The organism is Flavobacterium movens (genome assembly GCF_039581425.1).
Lineage (GTDB): Bacteria > Bacteroidota > Bacteroidia > Flavobacteriales > Flavobacteriaceae > Flavobacterium > Flavobacterium luteolum.
In genome coordinates, this window is sequence record NZ_JBCPXY010000001.1 from 652,050 (window position 1) to 671,805 (window position 19,756).

Below are 19,756 nucleotides of genomic sequence, written 5' to 3' on the forward strand. Positions count from 1 at the left end.
AGAAAAAATCCTTTCTAATCCTTTTAATCAGTGGCAAAAAAAATATAATACCAAAAAACATGAAAAACTATCTAGTTCTCCCAGCCGTATTGTTTTCGATAGCAATAGGCTACAGTCAAAAAACGAAAAACGCTTACGAATTGGCATCGCCAAACGGAAAGAATACAATCAAATTTGAGCTGGTAAAAAATGCTCCAAAATATGCCGTTTCTCACGGAAATACCGAAGTGATTTCTCCGTCAGATATGGGATTTGTATTAAAAGGAAATGAAGACTTAAGCACAAACTTTGAAATAAAAGGAGCCAAAACTTCTACGTTTGATGAAACTTGGGAACAAGTTTGGGGAGAAAAGAAAAACATCAGAAATCACTACAATCAATTAGTTGTTGATTTACAGCAAAAAACAGGCAATAAAAGAAAATTACAAATTCAGTTTCGCGCGTTTGATGACGGAGTGGCTTTTAGATATGTGTATCCGAAACAAAATGTAAAAGACAGTATTTTCATCATGGATGAAAAAACAACTTTCAACTTAAAAGAAGATGGAAAAGCATGGTGGATTCCGGCAAACAGAGAAAACCGCGACGAATATCTTTTTAAAGATGCGCCGGTAAGTACTTTGGATACGGTTTTGACTCCGTTAACAATTGAAAGCAAAAGCGGTTTAGCTTTAAGTTTTCATGAAGCAAATTTGGTTGATTTTGCGAGTATGACTTTGGTAAACACTAAAGGGACAGAGTTAAAATCAGATTTAGTGCCGTGGGCCGATGGAGTAAAAGTTCGTGTAAAAGATTCATTTACGTCTTCTTGGAGAACGCTTCAGATTGGAGAAAATCCGGGTGAGTTGATTACTTCTTATTTGGTTTTAAACCTAAACGAACCAAACAAATTAAAGAACACAAATTCTTATTTTAAACCATACAAATATTTAGGAATTTGGTGGGGAATGCACATTGGGAAATATACTTTCTGGGAAAGCGACAAACAAGGTGCAACAACCAAACACGCTGAAGAATATATTGATTTTACAGCAAAAGAAGGGTTCCATCATTTATTGATTGAAGGATGGAATAAAGGTTGGACGCCAGGTTGGTACGAAAACCGTATGCACATGTTTAGCTTCACAAAAAACGCAGACAATTTCGATTTAGAAAAAGTAGTTGAATATGGAAAGAAACATAATGTAGAGTTAATTGGTTATCATGAAACTGGTTCGAACTTAATTAACTATTTAAAACAAGTTGACGAAGCTTTTGCTTTATACAAAAAACTAGGAATTCATACGGTGAAAATTGGTCATGTAGGTTCTAAATTGAATATGAAACAGATGCACTTCGGACAATTTGGAGTAAATTATTTCAGATACATTTTAGAAAAAGCAGCACAATACGATTTAGCTGTTTTATACCACGAATCAATTAAAGATACAGGAGAACGCAGAACTTATCCAAACATGGTTTCGAGAGAAGCAGCGCGTGGTCAAGAATATAACGCTTGGAGCGAAGGAAATCCGCCAAATCACTTAACGATTATTCCGTTTACAAGATTACTTTCTGGACCAATGGATTTCACGCCTGGAATTTTTGATGTTGAGGTAAAACAAGGTTATCCAGGAAAAAGAATTCAGGGAACAGTTGGGCAGCAATTGGCATTGTATGTAACGATTTATGCACCAATTCAAATGTTGGCAGATCTTCCAGAAAATTACGAAGGAAAACCAGCTTTACAATTCTTAAAAGATGTTCCAACAGATTGGGAAGACACTAAAATCTTAGAAGGAAAAATTGGTGAATACATTACAACAGCAAGAAAAGACAGAAACAGCGCCGACTGGTATCTAGGAACTTTGACAAATGAGAAACCAAGAAATGTAGAAGTTTCATTATCATTCTTAGATCCAAATACAACTTATGAAGCACAGATTTATGTAGATGCAGAAGGAACAGATCAAACACACAATCCAGAAGCGGTAGCAATCTCTAAGAAAACTGTAAAAGCTTCAGACAAATTACAATTGAAATTAGGCGGAGCTGGAGGTGGAGCAGTTAGATTTAAGAAATTATAATCCACAAAGATTCTCTGTAGAGACGCACTGCAGTGCGTCTTTATTAGATGTTAAACCCGACAGGTTTTTAAAACCTGTCGGGTTTACTCAACACAATGATTATACACAACGAAATCTGTAGAGACGCACTGCAGTGCGTCTAACATATAGTTAGAAAATAAAATATTTAGCCACAGATTAAAATGATTTAAATCTGCGAGAGAAAAAAAATCCTTTTTGAATCTTTTTAATCTCTGGCAAAAAATAGACAAAACCATTTTCAGATGAAAAAACTTTTAATATTAGCAGGAGTTTTATTTAGTTCAATCTATTCGTTTGGGCAAAATGAAAACCGAATCATAAAAGTAGATTTCAATAAAACTGCTGGAAAATTAAACACCATGTTTAAAGAATGCATCGGAGCCGGAAGAGCAAATGAAGGTCTTCGTGCAGATTGGCAGCAGCAATTGGCATTGGTAAAAAAAGAATGCGATTTTAAATACATCCGTTTTCATGGTTTATTGTCTGATGATATGGCCGTTTATCGTGAAGATGAAAAAGGGAATCCAGAATATAATTACCAATATGTAGATGTTTTGTTTGATTATATTGTAAGTCTGAAAATGAAACCGTTTGTAGAACTAGGTTTTATGCCGAATGCATTAGCAAGCGGAAAAGAAACTATTTTTTGGTGGAAAGGAAATGTTACTCCTCCAAAAGACTATAAAAAATGGGAAGATTTAGTTCGAAATTTAACGCAGCATTTTAAAGACCGTTACGGAGACGAAGAAGTAAAAACTTGGTATTTTGAAGTTTGGAACGAACCGAATTTATCACCAGGTTTTTGGAGCAGCACACAGCAAGAATATTATAAATTATACGATTATGCAGCCCGCGGTGTAAAAGCGGTAAATGCAGCTTATAAAGTTGGTGGACCAGCAACAGCAGGTTCTGCTTGGGTTGCTGAAACTATTGATTTTTGCGCGAAGAATAATGTTCCGATGGATTTTGTTTCGACGCATACTTATGGAGTGAAACATGGCTATTTGGATGAATTTGGAACTTCGGGAACGATTTTAAATCAAGATGAATGGAGTGTTAGCGGTGAAATTATCAATTCAAGAAAATTGATTGCAGAATCGGCTAAACCAAATCTGGAATTGCATTATACGGAGTGGAGTACGTCTTATACGCCGGCAGATCCAATTCACGACAGTTATCATTCTGCAGCTTATATTTTGCAGAAATTAAAACAAGTTGGAAACGCGGCAAATTCCATGTCATATTGGGTTTTTACGGATATTTTTGAAGAAGCGGGACCAAGATTTACGCCTTTTCATGGCGGTTTCGGATTATTGAATACGCAGGGAATTAAAAAACCAGCTTATTTCTCTTATTATTTATTGAATAAACTAGGAGAAACAGAACTTCAAAACTCCGATAAAGCTTCTTGGACTTCCAAAAATGCAAAAGGTGATGTTCAGGTTTTATTGTGGGATTTTACCAATACGCATCCCGGTGATAAAGAATTGAATCAAACGTATTACATAAAAGATCTTCCATCAAAAGAAAAAGGGAAAGTGAGAATCGAAGTGGATGGAATGCAGAAAGGAAAATATCTTTTAGAAATTTATAAAGTGGGTTACAAAGTAAATGACGCTTACGCGGACTATTTAGCAATGAATAAACCAAGTCAGTTAACACGTGAGCAAGTCAATTCCATAAAAGAAAAAAATAATGGCGCTCCGATTTCCACAGAAAAAATTACAATTGACGGAAAAGGAACTTTCAGCAGAGAATTTAAAATCAACGAAAATGATGTTGTAATGCTGAATTTAATTAAACAATAATAGAGAGAAAACCACAAACATAAAAATAGTATTAACGGTATTTGAAGATGATGCGTGAGGAATCAGAAATCTTTAAATCAAAAAACACCTAACTATCTATGAAAAACAAAATGATATTCCTTTCATCAGCTCTAGTTTTTGCATTTTTTACTTCATGTAAAAATGATGCACAGACTACAGCTTCAAATTCGGAGCAGACCGAAGAATATGTTGGAAAAGAAATAAGTACAGATCATGATGCAGAAATCGATAAACTGATTTCGCAAATGACATTAGAAGAAAAAATCGGAATGCTTCACGGGAACAGTATGTTTGCCAATGCAGGCGTAAAACGTCTTGGAATTCCAGAATTAAAAATGGCCGATGGTCCGTTGGGAGTTCGTGAAGAAATTTCAAGAGACAATTGGGCTCCAGCAGGATGGACAAACGATTTTGCTACTTACTACCCAGCAGGAGGCGCTTTGGCAGCAACTTGGAATGCAGAAATGGCGCATACTTTCGGAACCAGTTTAGGAGAAGAATTACGTGCAAGAGACAAAGACATGTTGCTTTCGCCAGCGATCAATATGGTGAGAACACCGCTTGGAGGAAGAACATACGAATACATGTCTGAAGATCCGTTCTTAAACAAAAAAATTGCCGTGCCTTTGATTGTTGGTTTACAAGAAAAAGATGTAATGGCGTGTGTAAAACACTTTGCAGCAAACAATCAGGAAACAAATCGCGATTTTGTAGATGTACAAATTGACGAGCGTACACTTCGCGAAATTTATCTTCCAGCTTTTGAAGCTTCGGTAAAAGAAGCAAAAGCCTACAGTATAATGGGTGCTTACAATAAATTTAGAGGCGAATATTTATGTGAGAATGATTATATGCTGAATAAAATCCTTCGTGACGAGTGGGGATTTAAAGGAATTGTAGTTTCAGATTGGGCTGCGGTTCATTCTACAGCAAAATCTTTGAAAAATGGTTTAGATATTGAAATGGGAACTCCAAAACCTTTCAATGAATTTTTCTTAGCCGATAAATTAATCGCCGCAGTTAAATCTGGAGAAGTTTCAGAAAAAGAAATTGATCTACATGTAAAACGTATTTTAAGAGTTTTATTCCAAGTGAAAGCAATGGGTGGAGGCGAGCGTGCAAAAGGAAGCATCGCAACCGAAGCACATTATCAAGACGCTTACAAAATTGCAGCTGAAGCGATTGTATTGTTGAAAAACGAAAACAATGCATTGCCTTTAAAACTTGATGGGGTAAAATCTATCGCTGTAATTGGAAACAATGCAACTAAGAAAAACGCTCTTGGCGGATTTGGAGCTGGAGTGAAAACGAAAAGAGAAGTTACGCCTCTTGAAGGTCTTAAAAACAGATTGCCTTCATCAATTAAAATTAATTATGCGGAAGGATATTTAGAGCGTTACGATAAAAAGAACAGAGGAAACTTAGGAAATATTACGGCTAATGGTCCTGTTACAATTAACCAATTAGATCCAGCAAAAGTTCAGGAAGCAGTTGATGCAGCTAAAAACTCAGATGTAGCAATTGTTTTTGCGGGTTCAAATCGTGATTACGAAACAGAAGCTTCGGACAGAAGAGATTTACATTTGCCTTTCGGACAAGAAGAATTAATCAAAAAAGTAATAGAAGCTAACCCAAAAACAATCGTTGTAATGGTTGCTGGTGCTCCTTTTGATATTAATGAAGTGAGCAAAAAATCTTCTGCTTTAGTTTGGAGCTGGTTCAACGGTTCTGAAGGCGGAAATGCTTTGGCTGATGTTATTTTAGGAAAAGTAAATCCGTCAGGAAAATTACCTTGGACAATGCCAGTAGCTTTAAAAGATTCTCCTGCACATGCTACAAACAGTTTTCCTGGAGACAAAACGGTTAATTATGCGGAAGGAATCTTAATTGGATATCGTTGGTTTGACACTAAAAACGTAGCGCCATTATATCCTTTTGGTTACGGATTATCATATACTAATTTCGCTTTTGGAAATCCAAAAACTAATAAAACAGATTATGCTTTAACAGATGTGATTGAAGTTTCTTTAGAGGTTAAAAATGTCGGGAATGTTGATGGTAAAGAAGTAGTACAATTATATGCTTCAAAATCTGATTCTAAAATTACGCGTGCAGCACAAGAATTAAAAGGTTTCAAAAAAGTTGCTGTTAAAGCTGGAGGTTCAGAAAATGTAACCATTAAAGTTCCAGTAAAAGAATTGGCATATTATGATGTTACTGCAAAAAAATGGACAGTTGAACCAGGAAAATATATTTTGAATATAGGAAACTCTTCAAGAGATTTAAAATTCAAAATTGATGTAACAATTAAATAAAACTTGTTATTGCTATAAAATAACCAAACTATCAACGCCAGCCCATTAAAAGCTGGCGTTGATTTTAAAAACTTACACTTAACTTAAACCAAACCAAATGAAAAAAACAATTAAAGATTACTGCTTGAGCTTTATTTTATGTTTTGCATTTTTAGGCGTTTTAGCTTGCAGCTCAGATAAAGAAACTACTCCAGAAAATACGATAAAATCATTAACAGCAAGCACAGCCAAAATTGATTTTGACAGCAAAGAAAACACTTCGGATATCAGTATTAATTCAGAAGCTTCAAGCTGGACTTTGGCCAGTTCTGCAAACTGGGTAAAAGTGAGTCAGACAACAGGAGTAAAAGGAAGTGTTATTGTTAGAATAACAGCTTCAGCAAATACAGAAAATGCCGCTAGAACAGCTTCAGTCACTTTAAGTTCAAATGAGGCAAAAACAGTTACAATAGCAGTTTCGCAGACTGCTGCAACAGTTGCGACAGGTTTATATCCAAGTTACAATACTAACCCAATTGCAGCAGATGCGTCAGGAATGGGAAGTTCTGCGGTTGAATTGGCAGCAAAAATTAAATTAGGCTGGAATATCGGAAATACGTTAGAAGCAACTGGAGGCGAAACCGCTTGGGGAAATCCAAAAGTGACTAAAGCCTTAATTGATGCCGTAAAAGCAAATGGTTTCAATGCGGTAAGAATTCCGTGTTCTTGGAATCAGAATTTAGAAAATGCTGCAACAGCAAAAATCAAAACTGATTGGTTAAACCGAGTGAAAGAAGTCGTGCAATATTGTGTTGATAACGATATGTATGTTGTAGTAAACATTCACTGGGATGGTGGCTGGTTGGAAAATAATATTACAGAAGCTAAAAAAGTAGAAAACAATGCCAAACAGAAAGCGTTTTGGGAACAAATCGCAACACATTTAAGAGGTTTCGACGAACATTTACTTTTTGCAAGTGCCAATGAACCGGCGGTTGAAGATGCTACGCAAATGGCAGTTTTAACTTCTTATCATCAGACTTTTATTGATGCGGTTCGTTCTACAGGAGGAAAAAACGCCACTCGTGTTTTAGTCGTGCAAGGTCCAACAACAGACATCGAAAAAACAAACAAATTAATGACTACATTGCCAGTAGATAAAGTTACAGGCAGAATGATGGTTGAAGTGCATTACTATTCTCCATGGAATTTTGCTGGTTTAACCAAAGACGAAACTTGGGGTAAAATGTTCTATTATTGGGGATCAGGATTTCATTCTACAACCGATACAGAACGAAATGCAACTTGGGGAGAAGAAGCCGATTTAGAAAAGAATTTCAAATTGATGAAAACCCAATTTGTAGACAAAGGAATTCCAGTTCTATTGGGAGAATTTGGTGCAATTCGCAGAACAACTTTAACTGGAGATGCTTTGACTTTACATTTAAATTCAAGAGCGTATTATTTAAAAACGGTGGTAAAAACAGCAATAGCAAACGGATTATTGCCTTTTTATTGGGACGAAGGAAGTTTAGGAGACAACGGTTTCGGAATCATGAATAGAAGCAATAATACCGTCTTCGATACACAAGCTTTAAACGCTTTAATAGACGGATTAAAATAAAAAAATGTGGTTAAACTCTATAAGTGATATAAATAAACTTAAGCGCAATTATAGGTAAATACTTAAAATAACTTATATCACTTATATGGTTAAAAAAATATTTAAAATGAAAAAATGAAAAAGAGTGTAATATTTATTTTTCTGTTAATTAGTGTTTTAGCTAATGCTAATGTGAGAATGCCTTTAATATTCTCTGACGGAATGGTACTCCAAAGAGACAAGCAAATTCAGATTTGGGGTTTTGCGGAGGCAAATGAAAGTGTAGAAGTTCATTTCAACAAACAAATCAAGAAAACAATAACTGATAAAAACGGAAAATGGTCGGTAAATTTGGCTGCTGAAAAAGCCGGCGGACCATTCGAATTAATTATTATCGGAAAAAATACAATCACAATCAAAAATGTTTTGGTTGGAGAAGTTTGGATTTGCAGTGGACAATCGAATATGGAATTTCAGGTTTTCAAAACCATGAATTCTGAAAAAGAAATCAGCAGTGCAGATTATCCAATGATTCGTCATTTTGGTGTTGCACAAGATTTAAGCGGAACTCCAAAAGACGATTTAAAGCAAGGAAAATGGGAAGTAGCCAACAAAGAAAATGTAGGCAACTTTACTGCAGTTGGTTATTATTTCGCCAGAAAACTATATTCAGAATTAAAAATTCCAATCGGAATTATCAATACTTCTTGGGGCGGAACCAATGTTGAAACCTGGACAAGCCGTGAAGCTTTCGAAAATAGTCCCGATTTTAAAGCGATGATTGCCGATGTTCCGACCGTAGATATCAATGCCATTTTTGAAACTTATAAAAAATCGGTTTTAGACAATCTTAAAAAAGTGCAAGGTTTTGATGTTTCAATGGAAAACGAAGATCAGTTTAAAAATCTAAACTTTCAGGATAAAAACTGGCCAGAAATAAAAGTGCCATCACTTTGGGAAAACCAGCAGATTGGCAATATCGACGGAATTGTCTGGATGCGAAAAACGATTGTTTTAACCGCAGAACAAGCCAAAAAGGAAGCTGTTTTACATTTAGCAAAAGTCGATGACGAAGACAAAACGTATGTAAACGGAGTTGAAGTTGGAACAAACAATCTTTGGGATGCTAAAAGAATTTACAAAATTCCGGCAAATGTCTTAAAAGAAGGAACAAATATAATCGCAGTAAGAATTACAGATTACAGTGGCGGTGGCGGAATCTATGGCGATCCAGCAGATTTAAAAATCGATTTTAAAGATTCAAATGTACTGCTTGAAGGACTTTGGAAATTCAACGTTGTAAAAGTAAGAATCGAAGTTTCGCCAAATAGTTATCCTTCATTATTGTACAATGCAATGGTAAATCCGTTAGTGCCTTATGCGATGCAAGGTGTTTTATGGTATCAGGGAGAAGCCAATGTTTGGAGAGCGGCAGAATACAAAAAGTCATTTCCATTGATGATAAACGATTGGAGAAGTAAATTCAAACAAGGAGATTTTCCATTCTATTTTGTTCAATTATCCACTTTTGATGAATTTGGAGGCAACAGCCAAAAAGGAAGCCGTTGGGCAGAACTTCGCGAAGCACAATCTGAAACTTTAAAATTGCCAAAAACAGGAATGGCTGTTACAACTGATATTGGAAATGCAAAAGACATTCATCCAACAAACAAACAAGACATTGGTTTGCGTCTGGCAGCGATTGCGATGAATAACATTTACGGCAAAAAACAAGTTCACAGCGGGCCAACTTATAAATCTCAAACAATAAAAGGAAACGAAATTATTCTTACTTTCGATAATATCGGCAGCGGATTGTCAACGCCAAATAACGATGAATTAAAAGGTTTCGAAATTGCAGGTTCAGACAAGGTTTTTCATTCCGCAAAAGCGATAATAAAAGACAACAAAATAATCGTTTCTAGCGATAAAGTTCAAAATCCCGTGGCAGTTCATTACGGTTGGGCAGATGACGATACGGCAATTAATCTTTTCAATAAAGAAAAATTTCCTGCATCGCCTTTCAGAACGGATAGTTGGGAAATGCTAACGGCGAATGAGAAATATAAAGTGAGCAAGTAGTTCGTAATGAAAAGTAAAGAAAACACATTGAATGATGTTCCGTTAGGAACATTTCATCGGTAGCAACGGATGAAATCCGTTGATCAAAATGGATATAATAAAAAATGTTCTATAGGAACATCTGATCGGTAATATTTAAAACGTAGCAAAATGAATTCAAGCCTTATAAAAACATTTCTCATTTTACTTCTAACATCTTATTATACAAACATTTCTGCGCAATCCAAAAATGTTTTGTGGTACAAACAGCCTGCAGAATTCTTTGAAGAAAGCTTGGTTTTAGGAAACGGAAAAATGGGAGCAACCGTTTTTGGAGGAGCCAATTCAGATAAAATTTATTTGAATGATGTTACACTTTGGTCGGGCGAACCCGTAAATGCGAATATGAGCCCAGAAGCGTACAAAAATATTCCGGCAATTCGTGAAGCATTAAAAAACGAAAACTACAAACTGGCAGAAGAACTCAACAAAAAAGTTCAGGGAAAAAACTCCGAATCGTATGCGCCTTTAGGAACTTTAGAAATCAATAATTCCGAAAAAGGAAAAGCAGTAAATTATCATAGAGAACTGGATCTTTCGAACGCTATTTCAAAAGTAAGTTATGAAATGGCAGGTATAAAATATACACGCGAATATTTCGTATCGGCTCCAGATAAAGTTATGATTATCAAATTGACAGCCGATCAAAAAGGAGCTTTAAATTTCGATATTAATCTAAAAAGTCTTTTACAATCCAATGTCGAAGTGCGAAATAATATTTTGGTATTAAGAGGTTCTGCGCCAATTCATGAAAATACAGGATATAATGTTTCCCCAAAATATTTGAGCTTAAAAGAAAGAGGAACAAGATTTACAGGTTTAGTTCAAATCAAAAAAACAGACGGAACGGTTACAAGTTCTCGAGAAACGTTGAGCTTAAAAGACGCAACAGAGGCGATTATTTTCGTTTCTGTCGCAACAAGTTTTAATGGTTTTGACAAAAATCCAGCGTCAGAAGGTTTAGATGATGTTTCAATTGCTTTACAAAATCTGAATAATGCCTACACAAAAGCATTCGATAAATTAAAAGAATCTCACATTACCGATTATCAAAAATTCTTCAATCGTGTCAATTTAGATTTAGGAAAAACAACCGCTCCAGATTTACCGACAGACGAACGTTTATTGCGTTATGCTGACGGAAAAGAAGATAAAAATCTGGAAATTCTATATTTCAATTTTGGCCGTTATTTATTAATAAGTTCATCAAGAACTTTGGGCGTTCCAGCCAATTTGCAAGGACTTTGGAACCCGTATGTGAATCCGCCTTGGAGCAGTAATTATACGATGAATATCAATCTGGAAGAAAATTACTGGCTGGCAGAAAATACCAATCTTTCCGAAATGCATTTATCACTTTTGAGTTTCATTAAAAACCTTTCGGTAACAGGAAAAGTCACTGCCAAAACTTTTTACGGAGTAGATAAAGGCTGGGCGGCAGCTCATAATTCAGATATCTGGGCAATGACCAATCCGGTCGGACAATTTGGAAAAGAAGATCCAATGTGGGCGTGCTGGCCAATGGCACAAGCATGGTTGAGCACTCATATTTGGGAACATTACACTTTTACACAAGATTTAGGCTATTTGAAAAAAGAAGGATATCCGTTGATGAAAGGCGCGGCCGAATTTTGTTTAGGCTGGTTGGTTACCGACAAAAATGGAAACTTGATTACATCACCTTCTACTTCGCCAGAAAATCAATATAAACTGGCAGATGGCTTTGTTGGAGCCACGTTTTATGGCGGAACTGCTGATTTAGCTATGATTCGCGAATGTTTTGAGAAAACGATAAAAGCTTCAAAAGTGCTTAATACTGATGTTGACTTCAGAAAAAAACTAGAAACAGCGCTTTCAAAATTGTATCCGTATCAAATTGGTAAAAAAGGAAATCTTCAGGAATGGTATTTTGATTGGGACGATAACGAACCGAAACACCGCCATCAATCACACTTATTCGGACTTTTCCCTGGAGATCATATCACACCTTTGAAAACTCCAGATTTAGCTGAAGCTTCAAAGAAAACATTAGAAATTAAAGGCGACGAAACCACAGGTTGGTCAAAAGGTTGGAGAATCAATCTTTGGGCAAGACTTTGGGACGGAAATCGTGCTTATAAAATGTATCGTGAATTGCTTCGCTACGTAGATCCGGACGGAAAGAAAACAGAAAAACCAAGGAGAGGAGGAGGAACATATCCGAATTTATTTGATGCGCATCCGCCATTTCAAATTGATGGTAATTTTGGAGGTACGGCCGCAGTTGCAGAAATGTTGGTTCAGTCAGATGAAAATGAAATTCGATTACTTCCTGCTTTGCCAGATGCTTGGTCAGAAGGTTCTGTAAGTGGTATTTGTGCCAGGGGAGGATTTGAAATTGAAATGAATTGGAACAATAAAATAGTTCAGGAAATAACAATTTCTTCTAAAATTGGAGGGAAGACAACTTTGATTTATGGTGACAATAAGCGAGAAGTTGAATTGAAAAAGGGAGAAAAAAAGATTCTGCAGCTTTGGATTAAAGAGAAAAAGTAAATTATTTAAACGCGACAAGTAAGCTTCGGAGAAGCGAAATATTTATAGAATAAAATAGATATTTACAATATAGAGCTCCAGCGGAGCGACATATAAATTATTTACAATTCAAATATTTTGCTCCGTTGGAGCTCTTTACATTCGGAGGGTTTAATTTCTATAAATATATCGCCTCGCTGAGGCTTTCTAATAAATAAACCCGACAGGTTTCAAAAACCTGTCGGGTTTATTATTTGTAAACGAAAGGCTTCGACTTCGCTCAACCTGACAAAATGAATTATTCCTTGTTTGTGGCTTGCTCTTGATTTTCTGGTTTCTCAGAATGATCTTTTTTAAATGTTTCGTACCATTTCTCAATTGAAGGATATACAAAAGCAGCGACTTTTTTTACTGGATTATAAAAGATATAATTATCTAAAGTTTCCTTTTTAGCGAATGTATTATTGAAATTGATTTTCTCAAACAAAGCAATAAAAATACTTAGAATAAGAATCGTTTTTAAAATTCTGAAAAATCCACCACCAAGTTTATTCATCCAGCCTAGCATGGCAAAATCGGCGATTCCCGTTAATATTTTCGCTAAGAAATAAACTCCAATTACAACTAAAATAAACGTCAGGATAAAAGCCGTAATCTGAATATTAGTTGGATTCCAAGAAACGTGTTTTGAAATCCATCCAGTCATTAACGAAGAAAATTTAATGGCAAGATAAATTCCTAATAGCAAAGAAATAAACGACGCAACTTCTACAAAAAGTCCATTTTTAATGCCCTTGTACAAACTGTATCCTAAAAGTGCGGCTACAATAATATCAAAAAAACTCATGTTTGGTTTTGTGTTTAATGAGGCGCAAATATATGTTTTTTTTAAGGTTCAAAGGTTCAAAGAAGGAAAGGTTCAGAGGTTTTTGTAATACAATTTTTGTATATGTTTATTTTTTTAGGTGCAATGTATTGAACTCTGTATCTTTGCAAATCAAATTTAGAGTTCAGATTGCATTCTGCCCCCTTCAGAATTGATTTTTAAATCAGCAATCTAAAATCTACAATCTAAAATCATAAATTAAATGTCTAGAGATACACAATTAAAAGAGCGCTGGGAAAAGCTCGTTGATATACTTTCTAATCAATTTTCGCAAGGCGAAGATTTAGATTTGGATGCCATAATTTACCTAATCGGAGTTCAGGAATACGGAAAAGTGCACCGTGAATACAAAAAAGACGAAAAGTTAAACTTAATGCACATTGCAATCTGCCGATTGTTAGAACCATACGGATTTTATGAATTCGAATATTTCGACGACGAAGGTTGGCCTCATTACAAAGTAAAAGAAAATTTACCGCCGTTAAAAGCCGGTGAACAATCGGTTTTAATGAAAGAAGCTATTGTGAGTTATTTTTTAGAAAGAAAACTTATTGAGTAGTTTTTTTAGTTTACAGTCGCAGTCTCAGTTTACACTGTTTGAGACTGTAAACTGTCACTGAAAACTGAGACTAAAATTAAAAAAATGTGCAGATACGCAATGACATCTTATAAGCCTCATTATGCTTGTTTTAATTGTCGAAAGACTTTTAAAAGAAGATTGATGATTGATATAAAAAAAGGAGAAGTATCGGTTTTTGAAGCCAAATGTCCACAATGCGGAGAATTTATGGCCAATATGGGACTAGATTTCGAATCGCCTAAAAAAGACGATGTCAAAAAGTGGGAACATATTAAAAGTTTGTTTTCTGTAGGCATTACATTTCACTCTTGCGGATGCAGCGGACCTGGTTATATCCCAAATTCAAAAGAAAAATTAGTGGAGTATTTTGAAGATATAAAAAAAAGATATCTGGAAAATATGAACTTTTGGCGCAGCAGAATTGAACCCACGACAAAACAAGAAAAAGAACGGGATTTAAATAAAAACTGGCATAAACTAAGCAGTATTTCTCCTAATTACAAAAAGGAGATCGTAACCAATCAGGAAGGTTTAGATTATTGGCATGTAAAGATTAAACAAGTTGAAGAAAAGTTAAATCTGATAAAATAATTTACAGAAAACCTAAAACTGCGACTGAGACCGCACACTTTCAACTAAAAACACTAAATTTGTACTCTCAATTATCGAAGGAAAATGATAGATAAGATAAAACAGCACATAGAGGAAGCTAAAGCCTTTAATGAGAAGAATAAAGAATCGTTAGAACAATTCCGTATTAAATATTTAGGAAGTAAAGGTTTGCTGAAAGAACTTTTTACTGAATTTAAAAATATTCCAAATGACCAGAAAAAGGACTTTGGACAAGTAATCAATACTTTAAAAGCAGTTGCTGAAGAAAAAGTTAGAGTTATTCAGGAAGAGCTTGAAAGTAAAGAAGAATCCAAAGGAATTTTTGGAGATTTAACACGTGCTGCAGAACCCGTAATTATTGGTTCGCGCCACCCAATTTCTATCGTTAAAAATCAGATTATAGATATTTTTGCTAATATAGGATTCAACGTTTCTGAAGGACCAGAAATCGAAGACGACTGGCATAACTTTACAGCATTGAACTTACCAGAGTATCACCCAGCGCGTGATATGCAAGATACGTTTTTCATTCAGACCAATCCAGATGTCTTGTTGCGTACGCATACATCATCTGTTCAGGTGCGCTATATGGAAAATCATAAACCACCAATTCGTACGATTTCTCCGGGACGTGTTTTCCGTAACGAAGCTATTTCATCTCGTTCGCACTGTATTTTCCATCAAGTAGAAGGATTATACATTGACAAAGATGTGTCTTTTGCCGATTTGAAGCAGACTTTGCTTTATTTCACAAAAGAAATGTTCGGAAAATCTAAGATTCGTCTTCGTCCATCTTATTTCCCATTTACAGAGCCAAGCGCCGAAATTGATATTTATTGGGGACTAAAAACAGAAACTGATTACCGTATCACAAAAGGAACAGGCTGGCTGGAAATTGGAGGTTGCGGAATGGTAGATCCAAACGTCTTGAAAAACTGTGATATCAATCCAGATGAATACAACGGATTTGCTTTCGGAATGGGAGTAGAGCGTATTGCAATGCTTTTATACCAAATTGGCGATATCCGTATGTTCTACGAAAATGATGTTCGTTTCTTAGAGCAGTTTAAAGCAAATATTTAATTTAAGTCATAAAGTTGTAAAGTCGAAAGTCAAAAGTCTCAGAGTGATGGCTTTTGACTTTCGACTTTCGACTTTAAAACTTTTGACTCATATGAAAAAAGATATAATAATTCCAGAAGTTGAAAATGTATTTCTTGCAGCGGTGCAGGAATGGAGCGACGATTTTATGGAAAAAGTATGGTACGCTTACTTGGTTAATGACAGTGATTTTAATTTAGACAGCGTAATGGTGGTTTCAAAAGCGTTTGGAACTATTGATGGTGAAATGAAAAAAACGTCAATTCTGCGTCATGCTTTTGTTGAAGTTCCTTCGGTTTCTGTTGTGAAGATAGAATTGGTAGAAAAAAGCCTTTTAGCGCTTAATAACGAGTTTATGGTAACTTTCTTCATCGGAAATACTTTGTACGATAAGAAGTTTATTTTTAAGGCTAATTCGCTTGACGAAAACAATACGGAAGAAGTGCCGATTTTGTTTGTTGAAGGGGTGATGGTGAAATAGTAAAAAGAGACAAGAAGCAAGAGACAAGAGTTTCTAATGTAGATAAAAAAAGAGCCAAACTGAATTTCAGTCTTGGCTCTTTCTTCTTTATTCTATTTAAGTCTAATATATAGTCTTTTTTCTTGCTTCTTGCATCTTTTAAGTAAAACTAATCTAAAGACTCAGTCAATTTCTTGAAAACCGTTTTGGCATCTTTTCCTTCGTATAAAACCGCATAAACCGCATCTATAATTGGTGTTTTTGCTCCGTAGCCTTGATTTAGTTTATAAGCACTTTTTGTTGCGTAGTAACCTTCGGCAACCATGCTCATTTCCATCATGGCACTTTTTACAGTATATCCTTTTCCAATCATGTTTCCGAACATTCTATTTCTAGAGAAAACAGAATATCCTGTCACCAATAAATCGCCCAAATAAGCAGAATCGTTGATGTTACGTTTCATTTTATGCACTTTTCTGATGAATTTCTTCATTTCGCGAATTGCATTACTCATTAAAACCGACTGAAAGTTGTCGCCATATCCTAAACCGTGAGCAATTCCGGCAGCAATAGAGTAAATGTTTTTCAGCATCGCAGCATATTCAGTTCCGATAATATCGTCTGAAATTTTGGCTTTGATGTAATTTCCAGAAAGTGATTTTGCTACCATTTTAGCTTTATCAGGATCACCACACGCAATTGTTAGGTAAGAAAGTCTTTCTAAAGCCACTTCTTCAGCGTGACAAGGACCTGTTATAACTCCAATATTGTAATATGGAATATCATATTGAATGTGGAAATGTTCGCCAACAATTAAACTCGTTTCAGGAACAATTCCTTTAATAGCAGAAAAAATAATTTTATCGGCTAGAGAAACCGTCATATTTTTTAATTCGGCATCTAAGAAAGCTGACGGAATTGCAAAAATGATATAATCTGCATATTCTATTGCTTCGTTTATATTGCTTGTTAGTTTAAGTTTGTTGGTGTCAAATTCAACAGAACTTAAATAATTAGGATTGTGTTTATATTTCTGGAGATGTTCAATTGCAGATTCATTACGCATATACCACGCAATTTCTGAAAGATTCACACATAGCATTTTGGCAATTGCCGTTGCCCAACTTCCTCCTCCAATTACTGCAAACTTTAACTTTTCGCTCATTATTTTATTAATTTGAAACAAAAGTACTTAATAATGTGCTAATAAAGCAAAATCTGCTTTAAGAAATTTGGCAAACCTCTTTAATTGCAATGACTTTCAAGAAGTTTAAGACTAAAATATTTTTTTAATTGCCGAACAATAAAAAGCATTTCGCGTGCGTTATAAGACTTTATAAATTAGAATTTTAATGAATTTAAAAAAAATTGAGTTAGTTAGTTTTGTTTTAGTATTTTGAAAAGGCGTTCCTAAACTTGTTAAGAACGCCTTTTTTAATGAAATTCCAATAAAAAAAATCCAAATTCCAATAAGTCTAAGATTGGAATTTGGATTTTTTAAAATTTGGAATTTATACTTTAGTAACTAAGCTCTACAATAGATCTTACCTTATCTAAAGTTATCAGTTGGTTTTCGCCAAGACCTTTCCAGCCTCTTTCGTCGAAACGATTTACAATAAAATCTGCTGTTTTAGAATAGTCATTGGTGTATTGCGAAAGTTTGGTATCCATTCCCATTGTATGGAAAAACTCCACAGTTTTGTTGATGGCTTCTTTTGCTACTTCTTCGTCAGAACCTGTTAAGTTGAAAATTCTTCTTCCGTATTGCGCCAGTTTTGCTTTTTTAGTTTCAAACATCACTTTATACAAATTCGGACCAATAACAGCCAATGTTCTGGCGTGGTCTATTTCGTAAAGAGCTGTTAATTCGTGACCAATCATGTGTGTTGCCCAATCGCTTGGAACACCCTTTTGGATTAATCCGTTTAAAGCCATTGTACAGCTCCACATAAAATTAGAAGCCAATGTATAATCGGTTGGGTTTTTTACCACTCCAGGTCCAACTTCGATTAAGGTTTGCAAAATTCCTTCGGCAATTCTATCCTGAAGAAAAGCATCAGTTGGATACGTTAAATATTGTTCCATTACGTGTGTGTAAGCATCTACAACTCCGTTTTCGATCTGTCTTTTTGGTAAAGAAGAAATTACAGTCGGATCACAGATAGAAAATTGTGGAAATAAAGCACTTCCGCCAGAAGATAATTTTTCTTGAGTAGCTTCAATTGTTACCACGTATCCAGAATTCATTTCACTTCCCGTTGCCGGAAGCGTTAAAACAGTTCCAAAAGGCATTGCATTTTCTTTAATCAAAATACGTTTTTGTAAAATGTCAATCGGATTTCCTTCAAAATGAACAGCGCCCGAAATAAATTTCACACCGTCAATTACAGATCCTCCACCAACAGCCAAAATAAAGTCGATTTTTTCTGCTTTAATCACATCAACCGCTTTCATTAAAGTTTCAAATCTTGGGTTTGGTTCGATTCCGCCAAATTCCACGATTTCAAAACCTTTTAGATTCGCAATTACCTGATCGTAAATACCATTTTTAAATATACTTCCGCCACCATAAGCCAAAAGAATTTTTGCCCCTTTTGGTACTAAAGTCGAAAGTTTTTCAATTTGTCCTTTTCCGAAAACTAAGTTTGTCGGATTGTATAATTCAAAGTTTAGCATTTTTTTAGGTTCTAAGATGCTAAGGTTTTGAGGTTCTGAGTTTTTTTCTTTGAACTTATCCGCAACCTAGCAATTGTTATTTGTTTAATTTTTTAATAGTAATGAAATAAGAGATTAAGCTTTTAAGCAACTAAGAAAAACCTTAGAACCTTAGCATCTCAGTCTCTTAGTCCCTTTTATTTCAACTCCTGTAATAATTTTGCAGCTACCAATTTAGACGATGCAGGGTTTTGGCCTGTAATCAAAAGTCCATCAGCAACAGCGTAAGGTTGCCAATTTTCTCCTTTCGAAAAAATGGCTCCATTTGAAGCTAAAGCATCTTCTAATAAAAACGGAACTACTTTCGTTAAACCAACCGCTTCTTCTTCGGCATTTGTAAATCCGGTAACTTTTTTACCTTTTACTAAATATTGGCCGTTTACTTTTACGTTTTTCAGAACAGCAGGAGCGTGACAAACAAAAGCTACCGGTTTATTGTGAGTATAAAAAGATTCGATTAATGCGATAGAGTTTCTATCTTCGACCAAGTCCCAAAGCGGGCCGTGACCTCCTGGATAAAAAACAGCATCGTAATCTTTTTGGTTTACTGTCGAAAGTTTTAAAGTATTTTTTAATTTTTCCTGTAAAACTTTATCGGCGTCAAAACGTTTTGTGTCTTCAGTTGCCGATGCTGGATCAGCACTTTTTGGATCAATTGGCGGCTGGCCTCCAAGCGGAGAAGCAATGGTAATATCAACTCCTTGATCTAATAATTCATAATATGGTGCAGCAAATTCTTCTGACCAGAATCCTGTTTTTTCTCCTGTGTTGCCCAGTTTATCATTGCTGGTTACAACAAATAATACTTTTTTCATCCCTTTTTTATTTGATTTTTGAGCTTCAGCAGATGTGCCTAAAGCTGTAAATGCAACTATTGCGAGTAATGCTATTTTCTTCATAAATATTAAATTTTGAACAAATTTACGTCGAAAGTGATATCAGTAAAAATAAAAT

14 protein-coding genes are annotated in these 19,756 nt (G+C 35.2%); 10 read left to right on the top strand and 4 right to left on the bottom strand.

The window, feature by feature from the left end; genetic code table 11:
• Window positions 1-59 precede the first annotated feature (59 nt).
• From AAYQ05_RS02765 to AAYQ05_RS02790, 6 genes are all read left to right on the top strand, one after another.
• On the top strand, window positions 60-2,066 hold the full coding sequence (locus tag AAYQ05_RS02765; RefSeq protein ID WP_343540992.1) for a glycoside hydrolase family 97 protein: 2,007 nt from the start codon (window positions 60-62) through the stop codon (window positions 2,064-2,066).
• Window positions 2,067-2,329: 263 nt separating this feature from the next.
• The gene (locus AAYQ05_RS02770) at window positions 2,330-3,895 is read left to right on the top strand and encodes a GH39 family glycosyl hydrolase (RefSeq protein ID WP_343540993.1); all 1,566 of its coding nucleotides are present in this window, start codon (window positions 2,330-2,332) and stop codon (window positions 3,893-3,895) included.
• Window positions 3,896-3,993: 98 nt separating this feature from the next.
• Window positions 3,994-6,231, top strand: coding sequence for a glycoside hydrolase family 3 C-terminal domain-containing protein (locus AAYQ05_RS02775; protein ID WP_343540994.1), 2,238 nt, complete (start codon window positions 3,994-3,996; stop codon window positions 6,229-6,231).
• A 97-nt stretch (window positions 6,232-6,328) separates the two neighbouring features.
• The gene (locus tag AAYQ05_RS02780) at window positions 6,329-7,834 is read left to right on the top strand and encodes a cellulase family glycosylhydrolase (RefSeq protein WP_343540995.1); all 1,506 of its coding nucleotides are present in this window, start codon (window positions 6,329-6,331) and stop codon (window positions 7,832-7,834) included.
• 114 nt (window positions 7,835-7,948) lie between these two features.
• Window positions 7,949-9,895, top strand: coding sequence for a sialate O-acetylesterase (locus AAYQ05_RS02785; protein WP_343540996.1), 1,947 nt, complete (start codon window positions 7,949-7,951; stop codon window positions 9,893-9,895).
• Between the two features lie 150 nt (window positions 9,896-10,045).
• Window positions 10,046-12,469: a glycoside hydrolase family 95 protein gene (locus AAYQ05_RS02790; RefSeq protein ID WP_343540997.1), complete on the top strand. Its 2,424-nt coding sequence runs from the start codon at window positions 10,046-10,048 to the stop codon at window positions 12,467-12,469.
• 277 nt (window positions 12,470-12,746) lie between these two features.
• Here the strand turns inward: AAYQ05_RS02790 and AAYQ05_RS02795 are convergent, their stop codons facing one another.
• On the bottom strand, window positions 12,747-13,295 hold the full coding sequence (locus AAYQ05_RS02795) for a CvpA family protein (RefSeq protein WP_177211721.1): 549 nt from the start codon (window positions 13,293-13,295) through the stop codon (window positions 12,747-12,749).
• A 241-nt stretch (window positions 13,296-13,536) separates the two neighbouring features.
• Between AAYQ05_RS02795 and AAYQ05_RS02800 the strand changes: the two genes are divergently transcribed.
• The 4 genes from AAYQ05_RS02800 to AAYQ05_RS02815 all read left to right on the top strand — a co-directional run bounded on the left by AAYQ05_RS02800 (window position 13,537) and on the right by AAYQ05_RS02815 (window position 16,108).
• Window positions 13,537-13,893: a hypothetical protein gene (locus AAYQ05_RS02800; protein WP_111377556.1), complete on the top strand. Its 357-nt coding sequence runs from the start codon at window positions 13,537-13,539 to the stop codon at window positions 13,891-13,893.
• A 162-nt stretch (window positions 13,894-14,055) separates the two neighbouring features.
• A complete protein-coding gene (locus AAYQ05_RS02805) occupies window positions 14,056-14,505 on the top strand; it encodes a hypothetical protein (protein ID WP_343541002.1) in 450 nt (149 codons plus the stop codon).
• 84 nt (window positions 14,506-14,589) lie between these two features.
• The gene (locus tag AAYQ05_RS02810; RefSeq protein ID WP_198855280.1) at window positions 14,590-15,609 is read left to right on the top strand and encodes a phenylalanine--tRNA ligase subunit alpha; all 1,020 of its coding nucleotides are present in this window, start codon (window positions 14,590-14,592) and stop codon (window positions 15,607-15,609) included.
• Window positions 15,610-15,700: 91 nt separating this feature from the next.
• Entirely contained in the window at window positions 15,701-16,108 is a 408-nt protein-coding gene (locus AAYQ05_RS02815; RefSeq protein WP_008465394.1) for a hypothetical protein, read from the top strand.
• Window positions 16,109-16,256: 148 nt separating this feature from the next.
• Here the strand turns inward: AAYQ05_RS02815 and AAYQ05_RS02820 are convergent, their stop codons facing one another.
• From AAYQ05_RS02820 to AAYQ05_RS02830, 3 genes are all read right to left on the bottom strand, one after another.
• Complete coding sequence (locus AAYQ05_RS02820) at window positions 16,257-17,252, bottom strand: NAD(P)H-dependent glycerol-3-phosphate dehydrogenase (protein WP_281634176.1); 996 nt, start codon at window positions 17,250-17,252, stop codon at window positions 16,257-16,259.
• A 353-nt stretch (window positions 17,253-17,605) separates the two neighbouring features.
• On the bottom strand, window positions 17,606-18,763 hold the full coding sequence (locus AAYQ05_RS02825) for an iron-containing alcohol dehydrogenase (protein ID WP_343541006.1): 1,158 nt from the start codon (window positions 18,761-18,763) through the stop codon (window positions 17,606-17,608).
• Window positions 18,764-18,939: 176 nt separating this feature from the next.
• Window positions 18,940-19,701 carry a type 1 glutamine amidotransferase domain-containing protein gene (locus tag AAYQ05_RS02830; RefSeq protein ID WP_343541008.1) on the bottom strand — a complete coding sequence of 254 codons (762 nt, stop codon included), beginning with the start codon at window positions 19,699-19,701 and terminating at the stop codon, window positions 18,940-18,942.
• Between the last annotated feature and the right edge of the window lie 55 nt (window positions 19,702-19,756).

Bases quoted from the DNA above. Each gene is read 5' to 3' on its own strand.
- AAYQ05_RS02825 (WP_343541006.1), bottom strand. From the start codon at position 18,763: ATGCTAAACTTTGAATTATACAATCCGACAAACTTAGTTTTCGGAAAA.
- AAYQ05_RS02790 (WP_343540997.1), top strand. From the start codon at position 10,046: ATGAATTCAAGCCTTATAAAAACATTTCTCATTTTACTTCTAACATCT.
- AAYQ05_RS02770 (WP_343540993.1), top strand. From the start codon at position 2,330: ATGAAAAAACTTTTAATATTAGCAGGAGTTTTATTTAGTTCAATCTAT.
- AAYQ05_RS02780 (WP_343540995.1), top strand. From the start codon at position 6,329: ATGAAAAAAACAATTAAAGATTACTGCTTGAGCTTTATTTTATGTTTT.
- AAYQ05_RS02775 (WP_343540994.1), top strand. From the start codon at position 3,994: ATGAAAAACAAAATGATATTCCTTTCATCAGCTCTAGTTTTTGCATTT.
- AAYQ05_RS02800 (WP_111377556.1), top strand. From the start codon at position 13,537: ATGTCTAGAGATACACAATTAAAAGAGCGCTGGGAAAAGCTCGTTGAT.
- AAYQ05_RS02830 (WP_343541008.1), bottom strand. From the start codon at position 19,701: ATGAAGAAAATAGCATTACTCGCAATAGTTGCATTTACAGCTTTAGGC.
- AAYQ05_RS02820 (WP_281634176.1), bottom strand. From the start codon at position 17,252: ATGAGCGAAAAGTTAAAGTTTGCAGTAATTGGAGGAGGAAGTTGGGCA.
- AAYQ05_RS02805 (WP_343541002.1), top strand. From the start codon at position 14,056: ATGATTGATATAAAAAAAGGAGAAGTATCGGTTTTTGAAGCCAAATGT.
- AAYQ05_RS02765 (WP_343540992.1), top strand. From the start codon at position 60: ATGAAAAACTATCTAGTTCTCCCAGCCGTATTGTTTTCGATAGCAATA.
- AAYQ05_RS02785 (WP_343540996.1), top strand. From the start codon at position 7,949: ATGAAAAAGAGTGTAATATTTATTTTTCTGTTAATTAGTGTTTTAGCT.
- AAYQ05_RS02810 (WP_198855280.1), top strand. From the start codon at position 14,590: ATGATAGATAAGATAAAACAGCACATAGAGGAAGCTAAAGCCTTTAAT.
- AAYQ05_RS02815 (WP_008465394.1), top strand. From the start codon at position 15,701: ATGAAAAAAGATATAATAATTCCAGAAGTTGAAAATGTATTTCTTGCA.
- AAYQ05_RS02795 (WP_177211721.1), bottom strand. From the start codon at position 13,295: ATGAGTTTTTTTGATATTATTGTAGCCGCACTTTTAGGATACAGTTTG.